Source organism: Amycolatopsis sp. cmx-11-12 (assembly GCF_046269425.1).
In the GTDB taxonomy this organism is placed as follows: domain Bacteria; phylum Actinomycetota; class Actinomycetes; order Mycobacteriales; family Pseudonocardiaceae; genus Amycolatopsis.
In genome coordinates, this window is record NZ_JADNQM010000011.1 from 151,611 (window position 1) to 167,496 (window position 15,886).

Annotated in this window: 11 protein-coding genes, 1 pseudogene and 1 riboswitch; of the genes and pseudogenes, 5 read left to right on the top strand and 7 right to left on the bottom strand. The window is 68.8% G+C overall.

Translation table 11 applies throughout. The annotated features are described in order from the left end of the window. Positions 1 to 85: 85 nt before the first annotated feature. Positions 86 to 1,951: an ABC transporter ATP-binding protein gene (locus tag ACLARN_RS17860; protein WP_409492533.1), complete on the top strand. Its 1,866-nt coding sequence runs from the start codon at positions 86 to 88 to the stop codon at positions 1,949 to 1,951. A gap of 58 nt (positions 1,952 to 2,009) precedes the next feature. On the opposite strand, the gene ACLARN_RS17865 is transcribed toward ACLARN_RS17860, so the two are convergent. Next, a complete protein-coding gene (locus tag ACLARN_RS17865; protein ID WP_409492534.1) occupies positions 2,010 to 3,161 on the bottom strand; it encodes a serine hydrolase domain-containing protein in 1,152 nt (383 codons plus the stop codon). Positions 3,162 to 3,252: 91 nt separating this feature from the next. Next, complete coding sequence (locus ACLARN_RS17870) at positions 3,253 to 3,981, bottom strand: sugar isomerase domain-containing protein (protein WP_409492535.1); 729 nt, start codon at positions 3,979 to 3,981, stop codon at positions 3,253 to 3,255. Between the two features lie 131 nt (positions 3,982 to 4,112). Between ACLARN_RS17870 and ACLARN_RS17875 the strand changes: the two genes are divergently transcribed. The 4 genes from ACLARN_RS17875 to ACLARN_RS17890 all read left to right on the top strand — a co-directional run bounded on the left by ACLARN_RS17875 (position 4,113) and on the right by ACLARN_RS17890 (position 7,980). Further along, positions 4,113 to 4,808 (top strand): alpha/beta hydrolase, encoded by a 696-nt coding sequence (locus ACLARN_RS17875; RefSeq protein WP_409492536.1) that lies wholly within the window; start codon positions 4,113 to 4,115, stop codon positions 4,806 to 4,808. Positions 4,809 to 4,831: 23 nt separating this feature from the next. After that, on the top strand, positions 4,832 to 6,094 hold the full coding sequence (locus tag ACLARN_RS17880; RefSeq protein WP_409492537.1) for a class I SAM-dependent methyltransferase: 1,263 nt from the start codon (positions 4,832 to 4,834) through the stop codon (positions 6,092 to 6,094). 93 nt (positions 6,095 to 6,187) lie between these two features. Next, a complete protein-coding gene (locus ACLARN_RS17885) occupies positions 6,188 to 7,393 on the top strand; it encodes an LCP family protein (RefSeq protein WP_409492538.1) in 1,206 nt (401 codons plus the stop codon). 56 nt (positions 7,394 to 7,449) lie between these two features. After that, a complete protein-coding gene (locus tag ACLARN_RS17890; RefSeq protein ID WP_409492539.1) occupies positions 7,450 to 7,980 on the top strand; it encodes a GNAT family N-acetyltransferase in 531 nt (176 codons plus the stop codon). Here the strand turns inward: ACLARN_RS17890 and ACLARN_RS17895 are convergent. From ACLARN_RS17895 to ACLARN_RS17915, 5 genes and pseudogenes are all read right to left on the bottom strand, one after another. Further along, on the bottom strand, positions 7,967 to 8,431 hold the full coding sequence (locus tag ACLARN_RS17895) for a peroxiredoxin (protein WP_409492540.1): 465 nt from the start codon (positions 8,429 to 8,431) through the stop codon (positions 7,967 to 7,969). The genes ACLARN_RS17890 and ACLARN_RS17895 overlap by 14 nt on opposite strands. A 17-nt stretch (positions 8,432 to 8,448) precedes the next feature. Then, positions 8,449 to 10,299: a putative bifunctional diguanylate cyclase/phosphodiesterase gene (locus ACLARN_RS17900; RefSeq protein WP_409492541.1), complete on the bottom strand. Its 1,851-nt coding sequence runs from the start codon at positions 10,297 to 10,299 to the stop codon at positions 8,449 to 8,451. Between the two features lie 208 nt (positions 10,300 to 10,507). Continuing rightward, entirely contained in the window at positions 10,508 to 11,953 is a 1,446-nt protein-coding gene (locus ACLARN_RS17905) for a cytochrome P450 (protein WP_409492542.1), read from the bottom strand. 91 nt (positions 11,954 to 12,044) lie between these two features. Beyond that, positions 12,045 to 14,312: pseudogene (gene metE / locus ACLARN_RS17910) on the bottom strand (5-methyltetrahydropteroyltriglutamate--homocysteine S-methyltransferase); the annotation flags it as partial. A 99-nt stretch (positions 14,313 to 14,411) separates the two neighbouring features. Then, positions 14,412 to 14,633: riboswitch (cobalamin riboswitch) on the bottom strand. Between the two features lie 137 nt (positions 14,634 to 14,770). Next, on the bottom strand, positions 14,771 to 15,847 hold the full coding sequence (locus ACLARN_RS17915) for a ribonucleotide-diphosphate reductase subunit beta (RefSeq protein ID WP_076165670.1): 1,077 nt from the start codon (positions 15,845 to 15,847) through the stop codon (positions 14,771 to 14,773). Between the last annotated feature and the right edge of the window lie 39 nt (positions 15,848 to 15,886).

The window sequence follows — 15,886 nt, forward strand, 5'->3', positions numbered from 1 at the left end:
GGTGTCCTTCGGTGTTGGTGCTGGTTATATCCGGGAAAAATCTCGACCAATGTCGAGGTTTGGTGGGGGCGAGGAGAGAGATTCCATGGACAACACGTGGACGCTGATGAACTCGGCGATGAAGTCGGCCGACGTTCCGAAAGGACTGCACAAGGGGACATTGCGCCGCGTCGCGAGGTTCGCCAGGCCGCACTGGCGAAGGTTGCTGATATTCCTGGCGCTCACCGTCGTCTCGGCGGTGCTGGCGGTGAGTACGCCGGTGCTGGCCGGGAAGGTGGTCGACACGATCGTCGGCGGCCACGACGTCTCGCTGGTGGTGTGGCTGGCCGTGGTGATCGCCGCGCTGGCGCTGATCGACGCCGGACTCGGGCTGGCGGAACGGGCGCAGTCGTCGAGGATCGGTGAGGGGATCATCCTCGACCTGCGGGTCGCGGTGTACCAGCACGTGCAGCGGATGCCGGTCGCGTTCTTCACGCGCACTCGCACCGGCGCGCTGGTGAGCAGGCTCAACAACGACGTCATCGGCGCGCAGCGTACGTTCACCGCGACACTGTCCGGTTTGGTCACCAACGTGATCCAGCTGGTGCTGTCGCTGGTGGTCATGATGACGCTGTCCTGGCAGGTCACCCTGCTGGCGCTGGTGCTGCTGCCGGTGTTCATCCTGCCGACACGGCGGCTCGGCCGGAAAATGGCCGGGCTGCAACGGGAGGCGGGGCAGCTCAACGCGTCGATGACCACGCAGATGACCGAACGGTTCTCCGCGCCCGGCGCGACGCTGGTGAAGCTCTTCGGCGACCCGGAGCGGGAAGCGGGCGACTTCGGCGCGCGGGCCGGGCGAGTGCGTGACATCGGGGTGCGGACGGCGATGCTGACGCGCTGGTTCCTGACCAGCCTGACCACGGTCTCCGCGCTCGCGCAGGCCTTGGTCTACGGGCTGGGCGGCTACCTCGCGCTGACCGGGGCGCTCGCGCCGGGCACCGTCGTGGCGCTGGCGTTGCTGCTGACCAGGCTGTACTCGCCGCTGACCGCGCTGGCGAACGTCCGGGTGGACGTGATGACCGCGCTGGTGTCGTTCGAGCGGGTCTTCGAGGTGCTCGATCTCAAGCCGATGATCGAAGAGAAGCCGGCCCCGCGTGCACTGCCGGAAGGCCCGGTCGCGGTGGAGTTCTCCGACGTCCGGTTCGGTTACCCCGCGGCGGACCGGTACTCGCTGGCGTCACTGGAGGACGTGTCCACTTTGGACCATCGGGGCGGTGAAGAGGTGCTGCACGGCATCAGCTTCCGTGCCGAACCCGGGCAGATGGTGGCGCTGGTCGGTTCTTCCGGTGCGGGCAAGTCGACGATCGCCTCCCTGCTGCCGCGCCTCTACGACGTCGACGCCGGCTCCGTCCGTCTGTCCGATGTGGACGTTCGTGAGCTGAGTTTCGCCTCACTGCGGGAAACCGTCGGTGTGGTGACGCAGGACGGGCACCTCTTCCACGAGACGATCCGGGCGAACCTCGAATACGCGCGGCCCGGTGTCACCGATGCCGAGATCTACTCGGCGCTGGATCGCGCCCGGCTGGCCGACTTGATCCGGGAGCTGCCGGACGGACTGGAGACCGTGGTGGGGGAGCGGGGTTACCGGCTCTCCGGCGGCGAACGGCAGCGGCTGACCATCGCCCGGCTCCTGCTGGCGCAGCCGAGGGTCGTCGTCCTCGACGAGGCGACGGCACATCTGGACTCGCAGTCGGAAGCGGCCGTCGGCGAGGCGCTCACCGACGCGCTGGAGGGGCGGACCGCACTGGTCATCGCGCACCGGCTGTCGACGGTGCGGGCGGCGGACCAGATCCTGGTCGTCGAACACGGGGAGATCGTCGAGCGAGGGACGCACGAAGAGCTTCTCGCGCGCGACGGGCGCTACGCGGCTCTGTACCTGACGCAGTTCTCGGAGGAGCCTGCTGCCGCGTGACCCCGGTGAGATGAACGGGGCTTTCATTGCAAATTTTGAGATGAAAGCCCCGTTCATCTCACGCGGCGGGCGACGCGAAGGTCGCCCCCACCAGAGCCATCTTCCGCGGATCGTCCCGCAGCAGCGGGCCCATCCGGTTCATCGTGTAGCCGAAGGCGATCCCGCTCTCCGGATCCACGCCGCCGGACGAGCCGCCGAGCCCGTCGTGCCCGAACGCGCGCGGGTTCGGTCCGAAGCCGCGTTCTTCGCTGCCGAGGTAGAAACCCAGCGCCCATTCGTTGCCCAGCCCGCCGACCAGGTCGACCTCCCGGCCCTGTCCAGCTCGGGCTGTCGCGAGCGCGGTGTCCGAAAGCAGCTGTCCGGAGGCGAGCGCGCCGTAGATCGTCGCGATGGCCCTGGCGGTTCCGTGCCCGTTCAGGGCGGGCAGGATCGCGCGCCGCCAGTCGGCGACGTTCGCGTCGCGGCCTTGGACGCGCGGGTTCGCCAGCGCGGCGAGCGCGGCCGGTCCGGCGTTCGCGAACGCCGTCGCCAGCGCGCCCGCCATCTCGGCGGTGAGCACCGGTTCGACGAGGGTGGAGCAGCGGGCCAGGTCCGCGGGGGAGCCGAGCCCGATCTGGAAGTCCGCGCCCAGCGGGCCGGCGACATGTTCGGCGAAGTACGCGCGGACGTCCCGCCCGCTCACCCGGCGGATCACCTCGCCGACGAGGAAGCCGAACGACAGCGCGTGGTAGCCGCTGGCCGTTCCCGGTTCGAAGAGCGGCGCCTGCGCGGCGAGCAGGCCGGTGATGTGGTCCCAGTCGTAGAGTTCCTTGACCGCCACCTGCCGCTCGAGGCCGATCCCGGTCACCCCGGAGCGGTGCGAGAGCAGCCAGCGCACCGGGATGTCCTGTTTGCCCGCCGCCGCGAACTCCGGCCAGTACTCGGCGACCGGCGCGTCCAGGTCGAGCAGGCCGCGGTCGGCGAGGTGGTGCGCGCAGAGCGCGGTCATGCCCTTGGTGGTCGACCAGACGTTGGTGAGGGTGTCCGCCCGCCACGGCCTTGTCCGGCCTGGATCCGCCCAGCCCGCCCACAGGTCGACCACCGTCTCGCCGTGCCGGGTCACCGAGAAGGCGGCGCCGAGCTCGTCGCGCAGGGCGAAGTTCTCTTCGAAGGCGGCTCGCACGGGCTCGAACCCCGCCGCGCATTCACCGTGGATCTCGGGAAGTGCCATGAGCGCGACCTTCCTGGAAACCGACCAGTCGGTATGAAACCGTAGAAGGGCCGCGCGGACGAGTCAAGAGGTTCGTCCGCGCGGACCGCGACTACCGGAGGGCGGGAACCCGCGCGCCGTACTTGGCCAGCAGTGCGGCGTTGGCCTCGTCGCCACCGTCCACGTTGGAACTGCGCCAGAGCGGGATGTCGACACCCTGCGCCGCACCGAGGTCCACGACCTCGGCGAGTACGAGGTTCCACAGGAACGCGTTGATCACTGTGGACAGTGGCGCGGTCCGCGGCGCGTCCGGCGGGTAGCTCGAGTCGCCGGGGCGGACGTGGGAGTCCAGCACGATGCTGGCTTCTTCGATCAACGTCGTCGCCGAGCGTTTCGGCGCCGCCGCCACGGACGCCGCCGAGCTCACCGCGATGACCGAGGCCCCGCGCGCCCGCGCTCCGGCTGCCAGTTCGACCGGGTACGGGTTGACGCCCGAGGTCGAGAACACCACCAGCAGGTCGTCCGGTCCCGGCGCGCGCTCGGCCAGCACCTCTTCGGCCAGCCCGGAACGGCGCTCGGTCTTGGTGCTGTGCTGCGCGCCGTGCAGCGGCAGCAGGTCGGGGTGGTACACCGGGTACACGCAGGCGAGTCCGCCCGCGCGGTAGAAGGTCTCGGCGACCGCGGCCAGCGAGTGCCCGGCTCCGGCGGTGAACACCAGGGCGTCGGCCCGGATGACCCCCAGGATCAGCTCGGCCGATTTCCGGATCTGCTCCGCGTTGCCCCGTTCGGCCTCCGCGAGCCGTTCGGCGACGTCTGCATAACGTTCGGTGGTGCTCACCACATCCGCCCTTCCGTCTGGAGATCAGCGACGAATGTATCGCGTGGACCAATGGCAGAAGTGGAATACATCGAGTCATGATCGAGGTTGACCCGTTCGCTGCGGCCGGGTTTCGGGAGACTGGAGGGCCCAGGGTGAGCGAGGCTGATCCCGCGGTGCGGATTTGGCGAGCACGCGGCCGGGTGACCGCCGTGGTGCTGGTGCTGCACGGCGGCGCGGAGCACAGTCATGCCGCCGTGCCGTCGTGGAGGCTGGCGTATCAGCGGATGGTTCCGCTGGCGAAGGACGTCCACCGGGCGAGCCGGGAGCACGGGGTCGAGGTGCGGCTCCTGCGCAACCGGATCTACGGCTGGAACGACGACGGTACCGACGCTCTCGCCGACGCGCGCTGGGCTCTGGAACGCATCCATGAAGACCATCCGGGCGTACCGGTGATCCTCGTCGGCCATTCGATGGGGGGACGGGTCGCGCTGCGCGTCGCGGACGACCCCGCCGTCATCGGGGTATGCGGACTGGCGCCGTGGACACCACCGGGTGAACCCATCGGCGCCGTCGAAGGCCGTGCAGTGCTCATCGCGCACGGGACCAAGGACCGGATGACCGATCCGGTGGCCTCGCACGCCTTCGCGGAACGCGCCGAAAAGGTGACATCGCGGTCCGCGCGATTTGAAATCGGTGGTGAGGGGCACGCGATGCTACGGAGGTCGCGCGTCTGGAACCGTCTCGTGCGGGCTTTCACACTCGAGCTGATCGAAGCCGGGGGAAACGACGAAACGCTGAGCGCGGCCTGGGATCGGCCGAGCTCCGAACGGCTGCGGATCCCGGTCTAGACCGGGCGGGAGGGAGCACCTTTATGTCCACATCGAGCATCGACCGGACGGCAGGCCCGTCCGGCCTGCCCGCACCCGACGAATCGCGGTGGCCTGGCCTGGCCACCCCGCCGCATTCGCCGTTCCGCGCACGGATCGCCGAGCAGTTGTTCCGGCAGGCGGTGCGCCCGCTGAACGTCCGCGTGCGGATGCCCGACGGTTCCCGGCTCGGCTCCGGTGGCCCGGACGCGCCCGAGATGCGCGTCAACCGTCCCGCGGCCTTCTTCAATCGCCTCGGCGTGGACGCGAAGATCGGCTTCGGCGAGGCCTACATGGTCGGCGACTGGACCAGTGACGCGCTCGCCGAGGTGCTGACCCCGTTCGCGGAGCGGATGGCGACGCTCATTCCGCCGCTGCTGCAACGGTTCCGCCGGTTCGTCGACCGCGGCCACCCGGCGGAGGAGGAGAACACCATCGAGGGGTCGCGGGCGAACATCCACCGCCACTACGACCTGTCCAACGACCTGTTCGGCACGTTCCTCGACCCGTCGATGATGTATTCGTCGGCGTTGTTCGGCCCGGACGACGACCTCACCACCGCCCAGCACCGCAAGATCGACAGCGTCCTCGACTACGCCGGGGTCCGCGAGGGCAGCACGGTGCTCGAGATCGGCACGGGCTGGGGAGAACTCTCGATCCGCGCGGCCGCGCGCGGGGCGAGGGTGACGTCACTGACCATTTCCGAGGAGCAGGCGGCACTGGCGACCGAGCGCATCGCGGCGGCGGGCCACGCCGACCGCGTCGACGTGAAGCTGTGCGACTACCGCGATTCCACCGGCGAGTACGACGCCGTGGTGAGCGTCGAGATGATCGAGGCCGTCGGCGAGTCGTACTGGCCGACGTTCTTCGAGACCATCGGGAAGCGGCTGAAGCCGGGCGGCCGGTTCGGGCTCCAGGCCATCACCATGGACCACGAACGCATGCTCGCCGCGGCCCGGTCGTACACCTGGGTGCACAAGTACATCTTCCCCGGCGGCCTCATCCCGTCGACCACCTCGGTCGAGCAGGGCATGCTGGAGCACACCCGGCTGAAACTGCAAGGGGTGCGCGAGTTCGGCCAGGACTACGCCCGCACGTTGCGGTTGTGGCGGGAGAGGTTCACCCAGCGGTGGGACGAAATCACCGAACTGGGCTTCGACGACGTCTTCAAACGGATGTGGGAGTTCTACCTCGCCTACTCCGAGGCCGGGTTCCGGTCGGGATATCTCAAGGTCCACCAGTTCGGATTCGCCGATAACGGGCAGTGAACGCCACCCAACCGATGCGGGGTGCCGCACGTCCTTCACCTAGGGTCTGCGGTTGACTGGGCCCACACGCGATATCGGGACGGGTGATTCGGCATGACGTATGGAGGCGACGACCGAGGGCGACGGATGCCGCCACAACGGCCGCCGTCCGGCCGCCCCAGACAGCACCAGCCGGCGCAGATGATGCCGCTGCCTGGCCGGGGTACCAGCCCGTACGACGAGCGGACGCGGCCGATGGGCCCGCGGGGCGACGAACGCCCCGCGGGCCCGCCACCGCGCCGTCCAGGCCCTCCGCAGCCCCCTCATGGCCGCCCCGCCGACGGTGCACGCCCGCCGCGGCGACGTAAGCGCTGGGGCTTCGGCAAGGTGCTGCTCACCTTGCTGACCGTGTTCGTGGTGTTCCTCGCCGGCGTGTGGGTGTACCTGGAGTTCTCGATCAACCGCGTCGACGCGCTGGGCTATTCCGACCACCCCGCCGCGGCCGAGGGCACCAACTGGCTGATCGTGGGCTCCGACAGCCGGGACGGGCTGACCCCCGCGGAGCAGGAGAAACTGGTCACCGGCGACAGCAAGGCCGCCGGCGGTGGCAGGCGGACCGACACCATCATGATCGCGCACGTCCCGGACAACAGCACCAAGCCGACCCTGCTGAGCCTGCCGCGCGACTCCCAGGTGAAGATCCCCGGCCACGGTACGAACAAGATCAACGCCGCGTTCTCGATCGGCGGCCCGGCGCTGCTCGCGCAGACCGTCGAAGGCGCCACCGGCCTGCGGATCGACCACTACGCCGAGATCGGCTTCGGCGGGTTCGCCAAGATCGTCGACGCGATCGGCGGCGTCCACATGTGCGTCGAAAAGCCGATGGAGGACACCCTCACCGGGATCAAGATCGAGCCGGGCTGCCAGGACCTCCAGGGCCCGCAGGCGCTCGGGTTCGTCCGCATGCGGCACAGCGCGGCCACCCCGCGGTCGGACCTCGACCGCGTCGCCAACCAGCGGAAGTTCATCGGCGCGCTGGTCAGCGAGATCGGCAGCCCCGGCACGCTGCTGAACCCGTTCTCCCTGTTCCCGCTGCTGTCGACCGCGCCCGACGCGCTGACGATGGATTCGGGTGACCACGTGCACAACCTGGTGGGGCTGGCGCTGGCGATGCGCGGGATCTCGTCGGGCGGCGTCGTCACCACGACGGTCCCGGTGACGAACGGGTCCGCGGAGAACTGGGACAAGACGAAGTCGAAGCTGCTGTTCGACGCGCTGAAGAACGACACGGAGATCCCGGACAGCGCGATCCTGACCTGATCCAGGGGCGGCGAAAACCGGAGGCGCCAGGAGTGCCGGTGAGTCACCATGGACCGATGGAAGCGCCCGCCGAAACCCTCGCCGACGACGTCATCGTCCTGCGCCGCTGGAAGCCGGAACAGCTCGACACGCTGGCGGCTGTCGCGGGAGACTCCGCCGCGCACCTCGGTGTCTGGCTGAGCTGGGCCACCGGCGGCTATGGCGAGCCCGAGGCCAAGGAGTTCCTCGAGAACGCTGCCCGCAACTGGGCCGAAGGCAAGGACTACGACTTCGCGATCTTCGCCGACGGTGAGGTCGTCGGCGGCGCGGGCATGATGACGCGTCCGGGCTGGATCGAGATCGGTTACTGGCTCAGCCGCCACCACACCGGGCGCGGTTTCGTGACCAGGGCGGCGCGGCTGCTGACCGCCGAGGCCTTCCGACTCGGCGCGCCGGAGGTCGAGATCCGGCACGACGAGAAGAACGTCGCGAGCGGCGCCGTGCCCGCGCGGCTGGGGTTCACGATGATCGGCGAAGAGGCCGCCGAACCGCCGCTCGCCCCCGCCTGCGCGGGTGTCAGTCGGATCTGGCGGCTCAAGCGTCCTTAGTCTCGCGCTCGCGCAAGGCCGCGAGTGCCTTGTCGGCGTGCACGGTGAACTTCAGTTCGCTCTTGATCACTTCGAGCACCTTGCGGTCGGTGTCGATGACGAACGTATGCCGTTTGGCGTGCAGCGGGCTGAATTTGCGCCATACGCCGAACTGCCGGGCCACCACACCGTCCACATCGGACAGGAGCGGGTAGTCGAAGCCGTGTTTGGCCGAGAACTCCTGCTGTTTGGCGACGGCGTCCGGGCTGATCCCGACGCGGTGCGCGCCGACTTCGGCGAATTCCGCGGCGAGATCGCGGAAGTGGCAGCTTTCCGCCGTGCAGCCAGTGGTCATCGCGGCGGGGTAGAAGAACAGCACGACCGGGCCGGACGAGAGGAAGTCCGACAGCGTGCGCTCGTCGCCCTTGTCGTCGGGCAGGGTGAAGTCCGGGGCGATGTCACCTTGGTCCATGGACGGATCCTGTCACGTCAGTGGGCGTGCCGTTCGATGAGCTCGTCGACCTCGTCCCCGGTCGCGGAATCGGCGACGAACGAGCCGCGCGCCGCGAGCACGCCGTGCCGTCGCAGCCGCTCGGCCTGTTCGTGACTGCGGACGCCTTCCGCGCCGATGCGCAGCTTCAGTTCCTTGGCCCTGGCGACCAGCTGGCACAGGTGGCGGACGTCGGCCTCGTTCTCACCGTCGGCCAGCGCGTCGACCACCGCGCCGGACAGGATGACGTGACGGACCGGCAGCCGATGCTGGGGGATCAGCTCCAGATCGGCCGAACCGGAGATGGTCAGCACCATCTGGGCGCCCAGATCGGCGAGCACGGCGAAGGAGTCCAGTACCTCACAGCCACGCGGGCCGAGCACGGACTCGCGGTCGGTGCACAGCCGCAGTGCCTGTGCGGGAAGATTGTGCCGGTCGAGCTGTTCTTTGATCAGCAGCACCAGATCGGGGTCGATGGCCAGCCGGTTCGGCAGCCGTACACAGACGTCCGGGGCGGCCTCGCCGAACCGGTTCCGCCAGCGCGCGGTGGCGGCGAGTGATTCCGCCAGCAGCCACCGGCCGAGCGGGATGGTCATCCCGGTGGTCTGCGCCAGCGGATAGAACTCGTCGGAATCGAGTTCGCCCCGCTCCGGGTGGTTCCAGCGCAGCCCCGCGTTGACCGCGGCCAGCTGGTCCGGGTTCGCGAGCTTCACCGTCGGCTGGTAGATCAGCGAGAACTCGCCGTTCTCCAGCGCGCCCGCGATGACCGCGCCGAGCTGGTAACGGCCGCGGTCGCGCGCGTCGAGTTCCGGGTCGAACAGCATCCACTGCGCCTTGCCTGCCTCCTTGGCGCGGTGCAGGGCGATCTCCGCGGCCCGGAGCAGGTCTTCCGGCCCGCCGTCGGTGACCGGGCGGACGACGATGCCCGCGCTCGCGCTGACCCCGATGCCGTGCCCGCCGAGATAGATCGGCTCGACCAGCTCCTCCAGCGCCTGCTCGACCAGCGCGATCACCTGCGGCGACGTGAACTCACCGCGCAGCAGAACGGCGAACCCGTCGCCGGACAGCCTGGCGACGGACCCGTTGTAGCTGCCGGCGAACACGGATTTGAGCTTGGTGGCGACCCCGCGCAGCACCTGGTCACCGACGCCGGCGCCGAGACCGTCGTTGATCACCTTGAAGCCGTCGACGTCGAGGTAGACGAGAGCGACCTGCTCGCTGTCGGAGCCGGCCAGCGCCGCTTCGAGGGCGTTGCCGAACGCGGTGGCGTTCGGCAGGCCGGTCAGCGGGTCGTGCACGTTCTGGTGCAGCAGTTGTTCCTGCAGCAGGTGGATCTCGTTGGCGTCGGCGACCATCAGTACCGGGTAGGCCGAGCCGGGCCGGTCACCGGGAAGGTCGGTCAGGGTCACGTCGACCCAGAGCGCGCCTTCCTCGCTGTGGTTCAGCAGCAGGCGTTCCTGCTGCGTCGGCTGACCCAGCGTCATGAGCTGGGAGAGCCCGTTCCGCAGCCGGGCGACGTCGTGGTCGGCGGAGCCGAGTTCGGGAATGGTCCGCCCGCGCAGCGTCGAGGGGCGGCAGCCGAGGAGTTTGCCGAGCGCGGTGTTCGCCTCGACGATCCTGCCGCCGGAGTCCGCGAGCGCGATACCGACGGGAGAGGCGGAATAGAGCTTGGAGAAGCGCAGCAGCGCCGGTTTGTGGTCGGGCTCGGTCCGCACGGCGTCCTTGGCGACGCCGAGCAAGAGCTGTTCGAGTTGCTCTTGGGGAAGCGATACTCCTTTAGTGTCAGCGAGCGTCGCGGCCCATCTCCGAGCGACGTCCACCAACCCTGGCGCGGAACCAGGCTCAGGCACACTTCACCTCTTCATGCGCGGTTGATGGCCAGCTCAGACAGGGTGTCCGAGCCCAAGAGCCCACACTAGGTATGAGCCGACCGGGAGTAGTGCCACGGCATCACGCGCGATACGGGGTGTCTACCGGCTGAAAGGGTGATCGGCGCTACACGAGTGGTGACCGGAAGTTACCAAGAGTACTCGATCGTGGTTGCTCTCCGGTCAGGATTCAGCGTGCCGTCAGCCGGATCGGCAGGCCGTCCGCCGGGACGGGCAGCGAGACGTAGTCCCAGCGCGCGGTGTAGTCCGCCGGGACCGACCACCGATACGCCCGCAGCATCTCGTGCAGCAGTGCCTTCACTTCGAACATCCCGAAATGCAGGCCGATGCACTTGTGCGCGCCACCGCCGAAGGGCATCCACGCGTAGCGGTGTGACTTGTCCTCGCGGCGCTCCTCGCCGAAACGGTCCGGGTCGAAACGCATCGGGTCGGTCCAGTGCTCCGGCGCGAAATGGTTGACGGTTGGCGAGACCCCGACCAGTGTCCCTTCAGGAATGAAATGCCCGAGAACCTCGGTGTCCTTCACGGTTTTCCTCGCCAGCGACGGCACCGGGGCCACCAGCCGCAGGGATTCCTTGATCACCAGGTCCAGCGTCGTCAGGGTCTCCAGCGCTTCGATGTCCGGCACGTCGTCGCCGAGCGCGAGGGACTCCTGACGCGCGCGTTCCTGCCACTCAGGGTTCTTGGCGAGGTGGTAGACGGCGGCGGCGCTGGTGATGGTCGACGTGTCGTGCGCGGCCATCATCAGGAAGATCATGTGGTTGACGACGTCGGAGTCGGTGAAGCGGTCACCGTCTTCGGTGGTGGCGTGGCACAAGGCGGTGAAGAGGTCGTCGCCGTCGCTTCGCCGCTTCGCGGGCAGATTCGCCGAGAAGTAGCGTTCGAGGACCTTGCGGCCGTGCAAACCCGCCGCCCAGCGGCCGCCGGGGACGGGGAACCGCACGATGGCCGTGCCCGCGCGCACGGAATTCACGAACGCGCGGTTGATCGCGGCCGAGTCGTCGCCGGACCGCATGCCCATGAACACGCGCGTCGCGACGTCGAGCGTGAGTTGCTTGAGGGACCAGTAGATCCGCGGGTTCGGCTTGTCCGCCCATGCCGCGACGCCTTCGCGCAGCGCCGGTCCCATCTGGTCGACGTAGCCGGTGAGCCGCTGCCGGGTGAACGCCGCCTGCATGATCCGGCGGTGCAGGTGGTGCTCGCCGAAATCGAGCAGCATCAGGCCGCGGTCGAAGAACTGCTCGATGAAGAACTTCCAGCCCTCCTGGGAGAAGGCCTTGTCCTTGTTCACCAACGCGATCTGGGTGGCCTCGGGGCCGGAGAGGGCGACGATGCGGCGGCCGAACGCGCCCATCCACGAGACCGGGCCGTAGGTCTCGTAGCGTTTGAGGCCGAACTCGATGCCGAAGCGCATGAAGTCCAGCGCGTGCCCGATGACCGGCGGGCCTTCGTCGCCGAGGACGGGTTTGAGGCCCGGTGGGGCGGGCGCGAGTTCGCGGACCGGCCAGGTCGCGCCGAGCCAGCGCTGGTCGACCGAACGCGGCAGCGGGATCGAGGTGAGCGGCGGAACCCGCTCGCGCAGTGCCCCGGTGACCTTTTCGACGGTGTTCGCCATGGCGACCATCTCCCCGCTGAGATCGGCTACCGGTCCACCATCGCACCCTTATTGACGTTCTGACAATACCCCGGCGGTGGTCCGTGAAGGCCAGTTCGGAGCGGACCGTGTTCGCGGCGGCGACCAGGTTCCGCAGGGCCGGTTCGACCTCGGCGTAACCGCGGGTCTTCAGACCGCAGTCCGGGTTGACCCAGATCCGCTCGGCGGGCACGGCGCCGACGGCGGTCCGCAGCAGCCCGCTGACCTCGTCGACGCCGGGAACGCGCGGCGAGTGGATGTCGTACACACCCGGCCCGACGCCGCGGCCGAAGCCCGCCGCGCCGAGGTCGGTGACGACCTCCATCTTCGACCGCGCGGCCTCGATGCTGGTGACGTCGGCGTCGAGCGCGTCGATCGCCTTGACCACCTCACCGAACTCCGAGTAGCACATGTGCGTGTGGATCTGTGTCGCGTCGTCGATGCCGGACGTCGCCAGCCGGAACGACGAGACCGCCCACGCGAAGTACGCCTCGTGGGCCGAGGCGCGCAGAGGGAGAAGCTCCCGCAGTGCCGGCTCGTCGACCTGGATGACGCGGATGCCCGCCGCTTGCAGGTCGTGCACCTCGTCGCGGATGGCCAGTGCCACCTGACGGGCGGTCTCGCCCAGCGGCTGGTCGTCGCGGACGAACGACCACGCCAGGATCGTCACCGGCCCGGTCAGCATCCCCTTGACGGGTTTGCCGGTCAGGCCCTGCGCGTAGCGCGCCCACTCGACGGTCATCGGCTCCGGACGCGAGACGTCGCCGTACAGGATCGGCGGCCGGACACAGCGCGAGCCGTAGGACTGCACCCAGCCGAAGTCGGTGGCGGCGAACCCGGCCAGCCGCTCGGCGAAGTACTGCACCATGTCGTTGCGCTCGGGCTCGCCGTGCACCAGCACGTCCAGGCCGAGGTCCTCCTGCAACCGGATGACGCGCTCGATCTCCGTCTTCATCGCGGCTTCGTACCCGGCGTCGTCCAGCGAACCCGCCTTGTGCGCGGCGCGGGCCTTGCGGACGTCGGTGGTCTGCGGGAACGAGCCGATCGTGGTGCTCGGCAAGGGCGGCAGGGCCAGCGCGGCCTGCTGGGCGGCCGCACGCTGCGCGTAGGGCGAGCGGACGGTGTCCTCCGGGCGCAGTGCCTCCAGCCGGGCACGCACGCGGGCGTCGGCCAGGTCGGCCGCCGTCGCGCGGTCCGCGGCCGCGGCACGGGCGGCGGAAAGGTCGACGCCATCCTCCTTCAGCGCCCGGCCGAGCAGGACGACCTCATCGACCTTCTGCTTGGCGAACGCGAGCCAGCCCTTGAGACGAGGGTGGAGTTCGGCCTCCCGCTCGACGTCGTAGGGCACGTGCAGCAGCGAGCACGACGTCGAGACGCTGACCGACTTCGCGGTGCCGAGCAGCGTCGCCGCCCGGCTGAGCGCGCGGGTCGGGTCGGTGCGCCAGACGTTGCGCCCGTCGACCACTCCGGCCAGGACCTCCTTGTCGCGCAAGGCGGGCTCGGCCGCGACAGCGTCCACAAAGGACTCATCGGTGACGAGGTCGACGGCGAGGGCGTCGATCGGGGAGCGGGCGAGCACACCCAGCCCGCGGCCGAGGCCGCCGAAGTACCCGGCGACCAGGATCTTCGGCCGCGCGGTCTCCTTCGCGAGCCGGTGGTACGCGCGGATGAGCGCGTTGAGTTCCTGCTCGGTGCGGTCGGCGGCGAAGGCGGGCTCGTCGAACTGGACCCACTCGATGCCTTCGTCGTGCAGGCGCCGCAGCAGTTCGACGTAGCTGTCGAGGAGGTTGTCGAGCAGGTCCAGCGGGCGGAAGCCCTCCGGTGCGCTTTCTGAGGCCTTGGCGAGCAGCAGGAACGTCACCGGACCCACCAGCACCGGCCGGGTCTCGACGTCGATCGCGCGGGCCTCGCGGTACTCGTCGAGCGGCTTGGTGCCGGTGAGCGAGAACGTCGTGTCAGGGCCGAGTTCGGGGACGATGTAGTGGTAGTTGGTGTCGAACCACTTGGTCATCTCCATCGCCGGGGCGTCCTGCACCCCGCGGGCGGCGGCGAAGTAGGTGTCGAGCGGCGAAAGGCCGAGCCTCGTGAAGCGTTCCGGCAGCGCTCCGAACAGCTCCGTGGTGTCGAGCACCTGGTCGTAGTGGGAGAACGTGTTGGAGGGGACGGAGTCCAGTCCGGCGTCCTTGAGTTCCCGCCAGGTCTGGGTGCGCAGCGCGCGGCCGGTCTCCAGCAGCGCGGCTTCGTCGATCTTGCCAGCCCAGTAGCGTTCGAGTGAACGCTTGAGTTCCCGGTCCGGTCCGATCCGGGGGTAGCCCAGCACAGTGGTGCCGATTTCGGTCACTAGCTCTCTCCTCGCGAGCTTGTTGGCAGAGCCCGGAGCGCGCAGGAGTGACCGACCTTCGGTCGCGCCCATCCCACGAGGCCCGGACTCACGCACGCCGTCGGCGCGCGTACCACGGGCAGGTCTTCGGACTCGTGGGCGACTCGCTCGCTCCTACCGGCCGTCGCTTCCCGGGTGCCATACCCAGTGCTTTACCGTGTCTCGCACGGTGACGGCTTTCGTTCCCACATACCGCTGCGGGGCAGTCCCGGATTCACACCGGGTTCCCTGTTACCTCGACCGGCCTGGGAGGCCGGGCGAACCAGTAGCACCTCGAAGCGTACTCAGGCCCACAAGTACATGAAGGCCCCCTTCCTGTACCTGGATCCAGGCTGCGCGCGCCAGCGCGTCCGTTGAGGGCGGTGGCGGGGGCATGGATGGAGCAAGGAAGGGAGCCTTCATGTACTACGGACGGGGGATCAGTCCCAGTCGAGGGCACCGCCGGACTGGTACTCGATGACGCGGGTCTCGAAGAAGTTCTTCTCCTTCTTGAGGTCCATCGCCTCCGACATCCACGGGAACGGGTTCTCCGTCTCGCCGAAGATCGGCGCGAGGCCGATCTGCTGCGCCCGCCGGTCGGTGATGAAGTGCATGTACTGCTCGATCAGTTCGGCCGAGAGCCCGAGCATGCCGCGCGGCATGGTGTCGCGGGCGTAGGCGACCTCGAGTTCGCAGGCCTCGGTCAGCATGCCGCGGATCTCGGCCTGGAACTCCTCGGTCCACAGGTGCGGGTTCTCGATCTTGATCTGGTTGATGCAGTCGATGCCGAAGTTCAGGTGGATCGACTCGTCGCGCAGGATGTACTGGTACTGCTCGGCGATGCCGATCATCTTGTTCCGGCGGCCGAGCGAGAGGATCTGCGCGAAGCCGGTGTAGAACCACATGCCCTCGAAGATCACGTAGAACGCGACCAGGTCACGCAGGAAGTTCTGGTCGGCCTCGGGGGTGCCGGTCTCGAAGTCCGGGTTCTCCAGGTTCTGCGTGTACTTCAGCGCCCACGCGTCCTTCTCCGAGATGGAGGGGACCTCGCGGTACATGTTGAACAGCTCGCCCTCGACCAGGCCGAGACTCTCGCAGATGTACTGGAAGGTGTGCGTGTGCACGGCCTCCTCGAACGCCTGGCGCAGCAGGTACTGGCGGCATTCGGGGTTGGTGATCTGCCGGTACACCGCGAGCACGATGTTGTTGGCCACCAGCGATTCCGCGGTGGCGAAGAAGCCGAGGTTGCGCTTGAGCATGGTGCGCTCGTCCTCGGTGAGGCCGTCGGCCGACTTCCACAGCGCGATGTCGGCCTGCATGGCGACCTCGGTCGGCATCCAGTGGTTGTTGCAGCCGGCGAGGTACTTCTCCCACGCCCAGGTGTACTTCATCGGCAGCAGCTGGTTGACGTCGGCGCGGGCGTTGATCATCCGCTTGTCGTCGACGTTGATCCGGGCGGCGCCGACTTCGATCTCGCCGAGGCCGGTGGCGTCGGCGGAGGCGTCAAAGGTGGTCATAAAGAGAGGCTCACTTTGCGAGTTGGGGTCGTGAGTGGG

What these genes read in the sequence shown, in the direction of transcription:
- ACLARN_RS17905 (WP_409492542.1), bottom strand. Translation starts at nt 11,953, where the DNA reads ATGGCGAACACCGTCGAAAAGGTCACCGGGGCACTGCGCGAGCGGGTT.
- ACLARN_RS17890 (WP_409492539.1), top strand. Translation starts at nt 7,450, where the DNA reads ATGGAAGCGCCCGCCGAAACCCTCGCCGACGACGTCATCGTCCTGCGC.
- ACLARN_RS17885 (WP_409492538.1), top strand. Translation starts at nt 6,188, where the DNA reads ATGACGTATGGAGGCGACGACCGAGGGCGACGGATGCCGCCACAACGG.
- ACLARN_RS17860 (WP_409492533.1), top strand. Translation starts at nt 86, where the DNA reads ATGGACAACACGTGGACGCTGATGAACTCGGCGATGAAGTCGGCCGAC.
- ACLARN_RS17895 (WP_409492540.1), bottom strand. Translation starts at nt 8,431, where the DNA reads ATGGACCAAGGTGACATCGCCCCGGACTTCACCCTGCCCGACGACAAG.
- ACLARN_RS17915 (WP_076165670.1), bottom strand. Translation starts at nt 15,847, where the DNA reads ATGACCACCTTTGACGCCTCCGCCGACGCCACCGGCCTCGGCGAGATC.
- ACLARN_RS17865 (WP_409492534.1), bottom strand. Translation starts at nt 3,161, where the DNA reads ATGGCACTTCCCGAGATCCACGGTGAATGCGCGGCGGGGTTCGAGCCC.
- ACLARN_RS17880 (WP_409492537.1), top strand. Translation starts at nt 4,832, where the DNA reads ATGTCCACATCGAGCATCGACCGGACGGCAGGCCCGTCCGGCCTGCCC.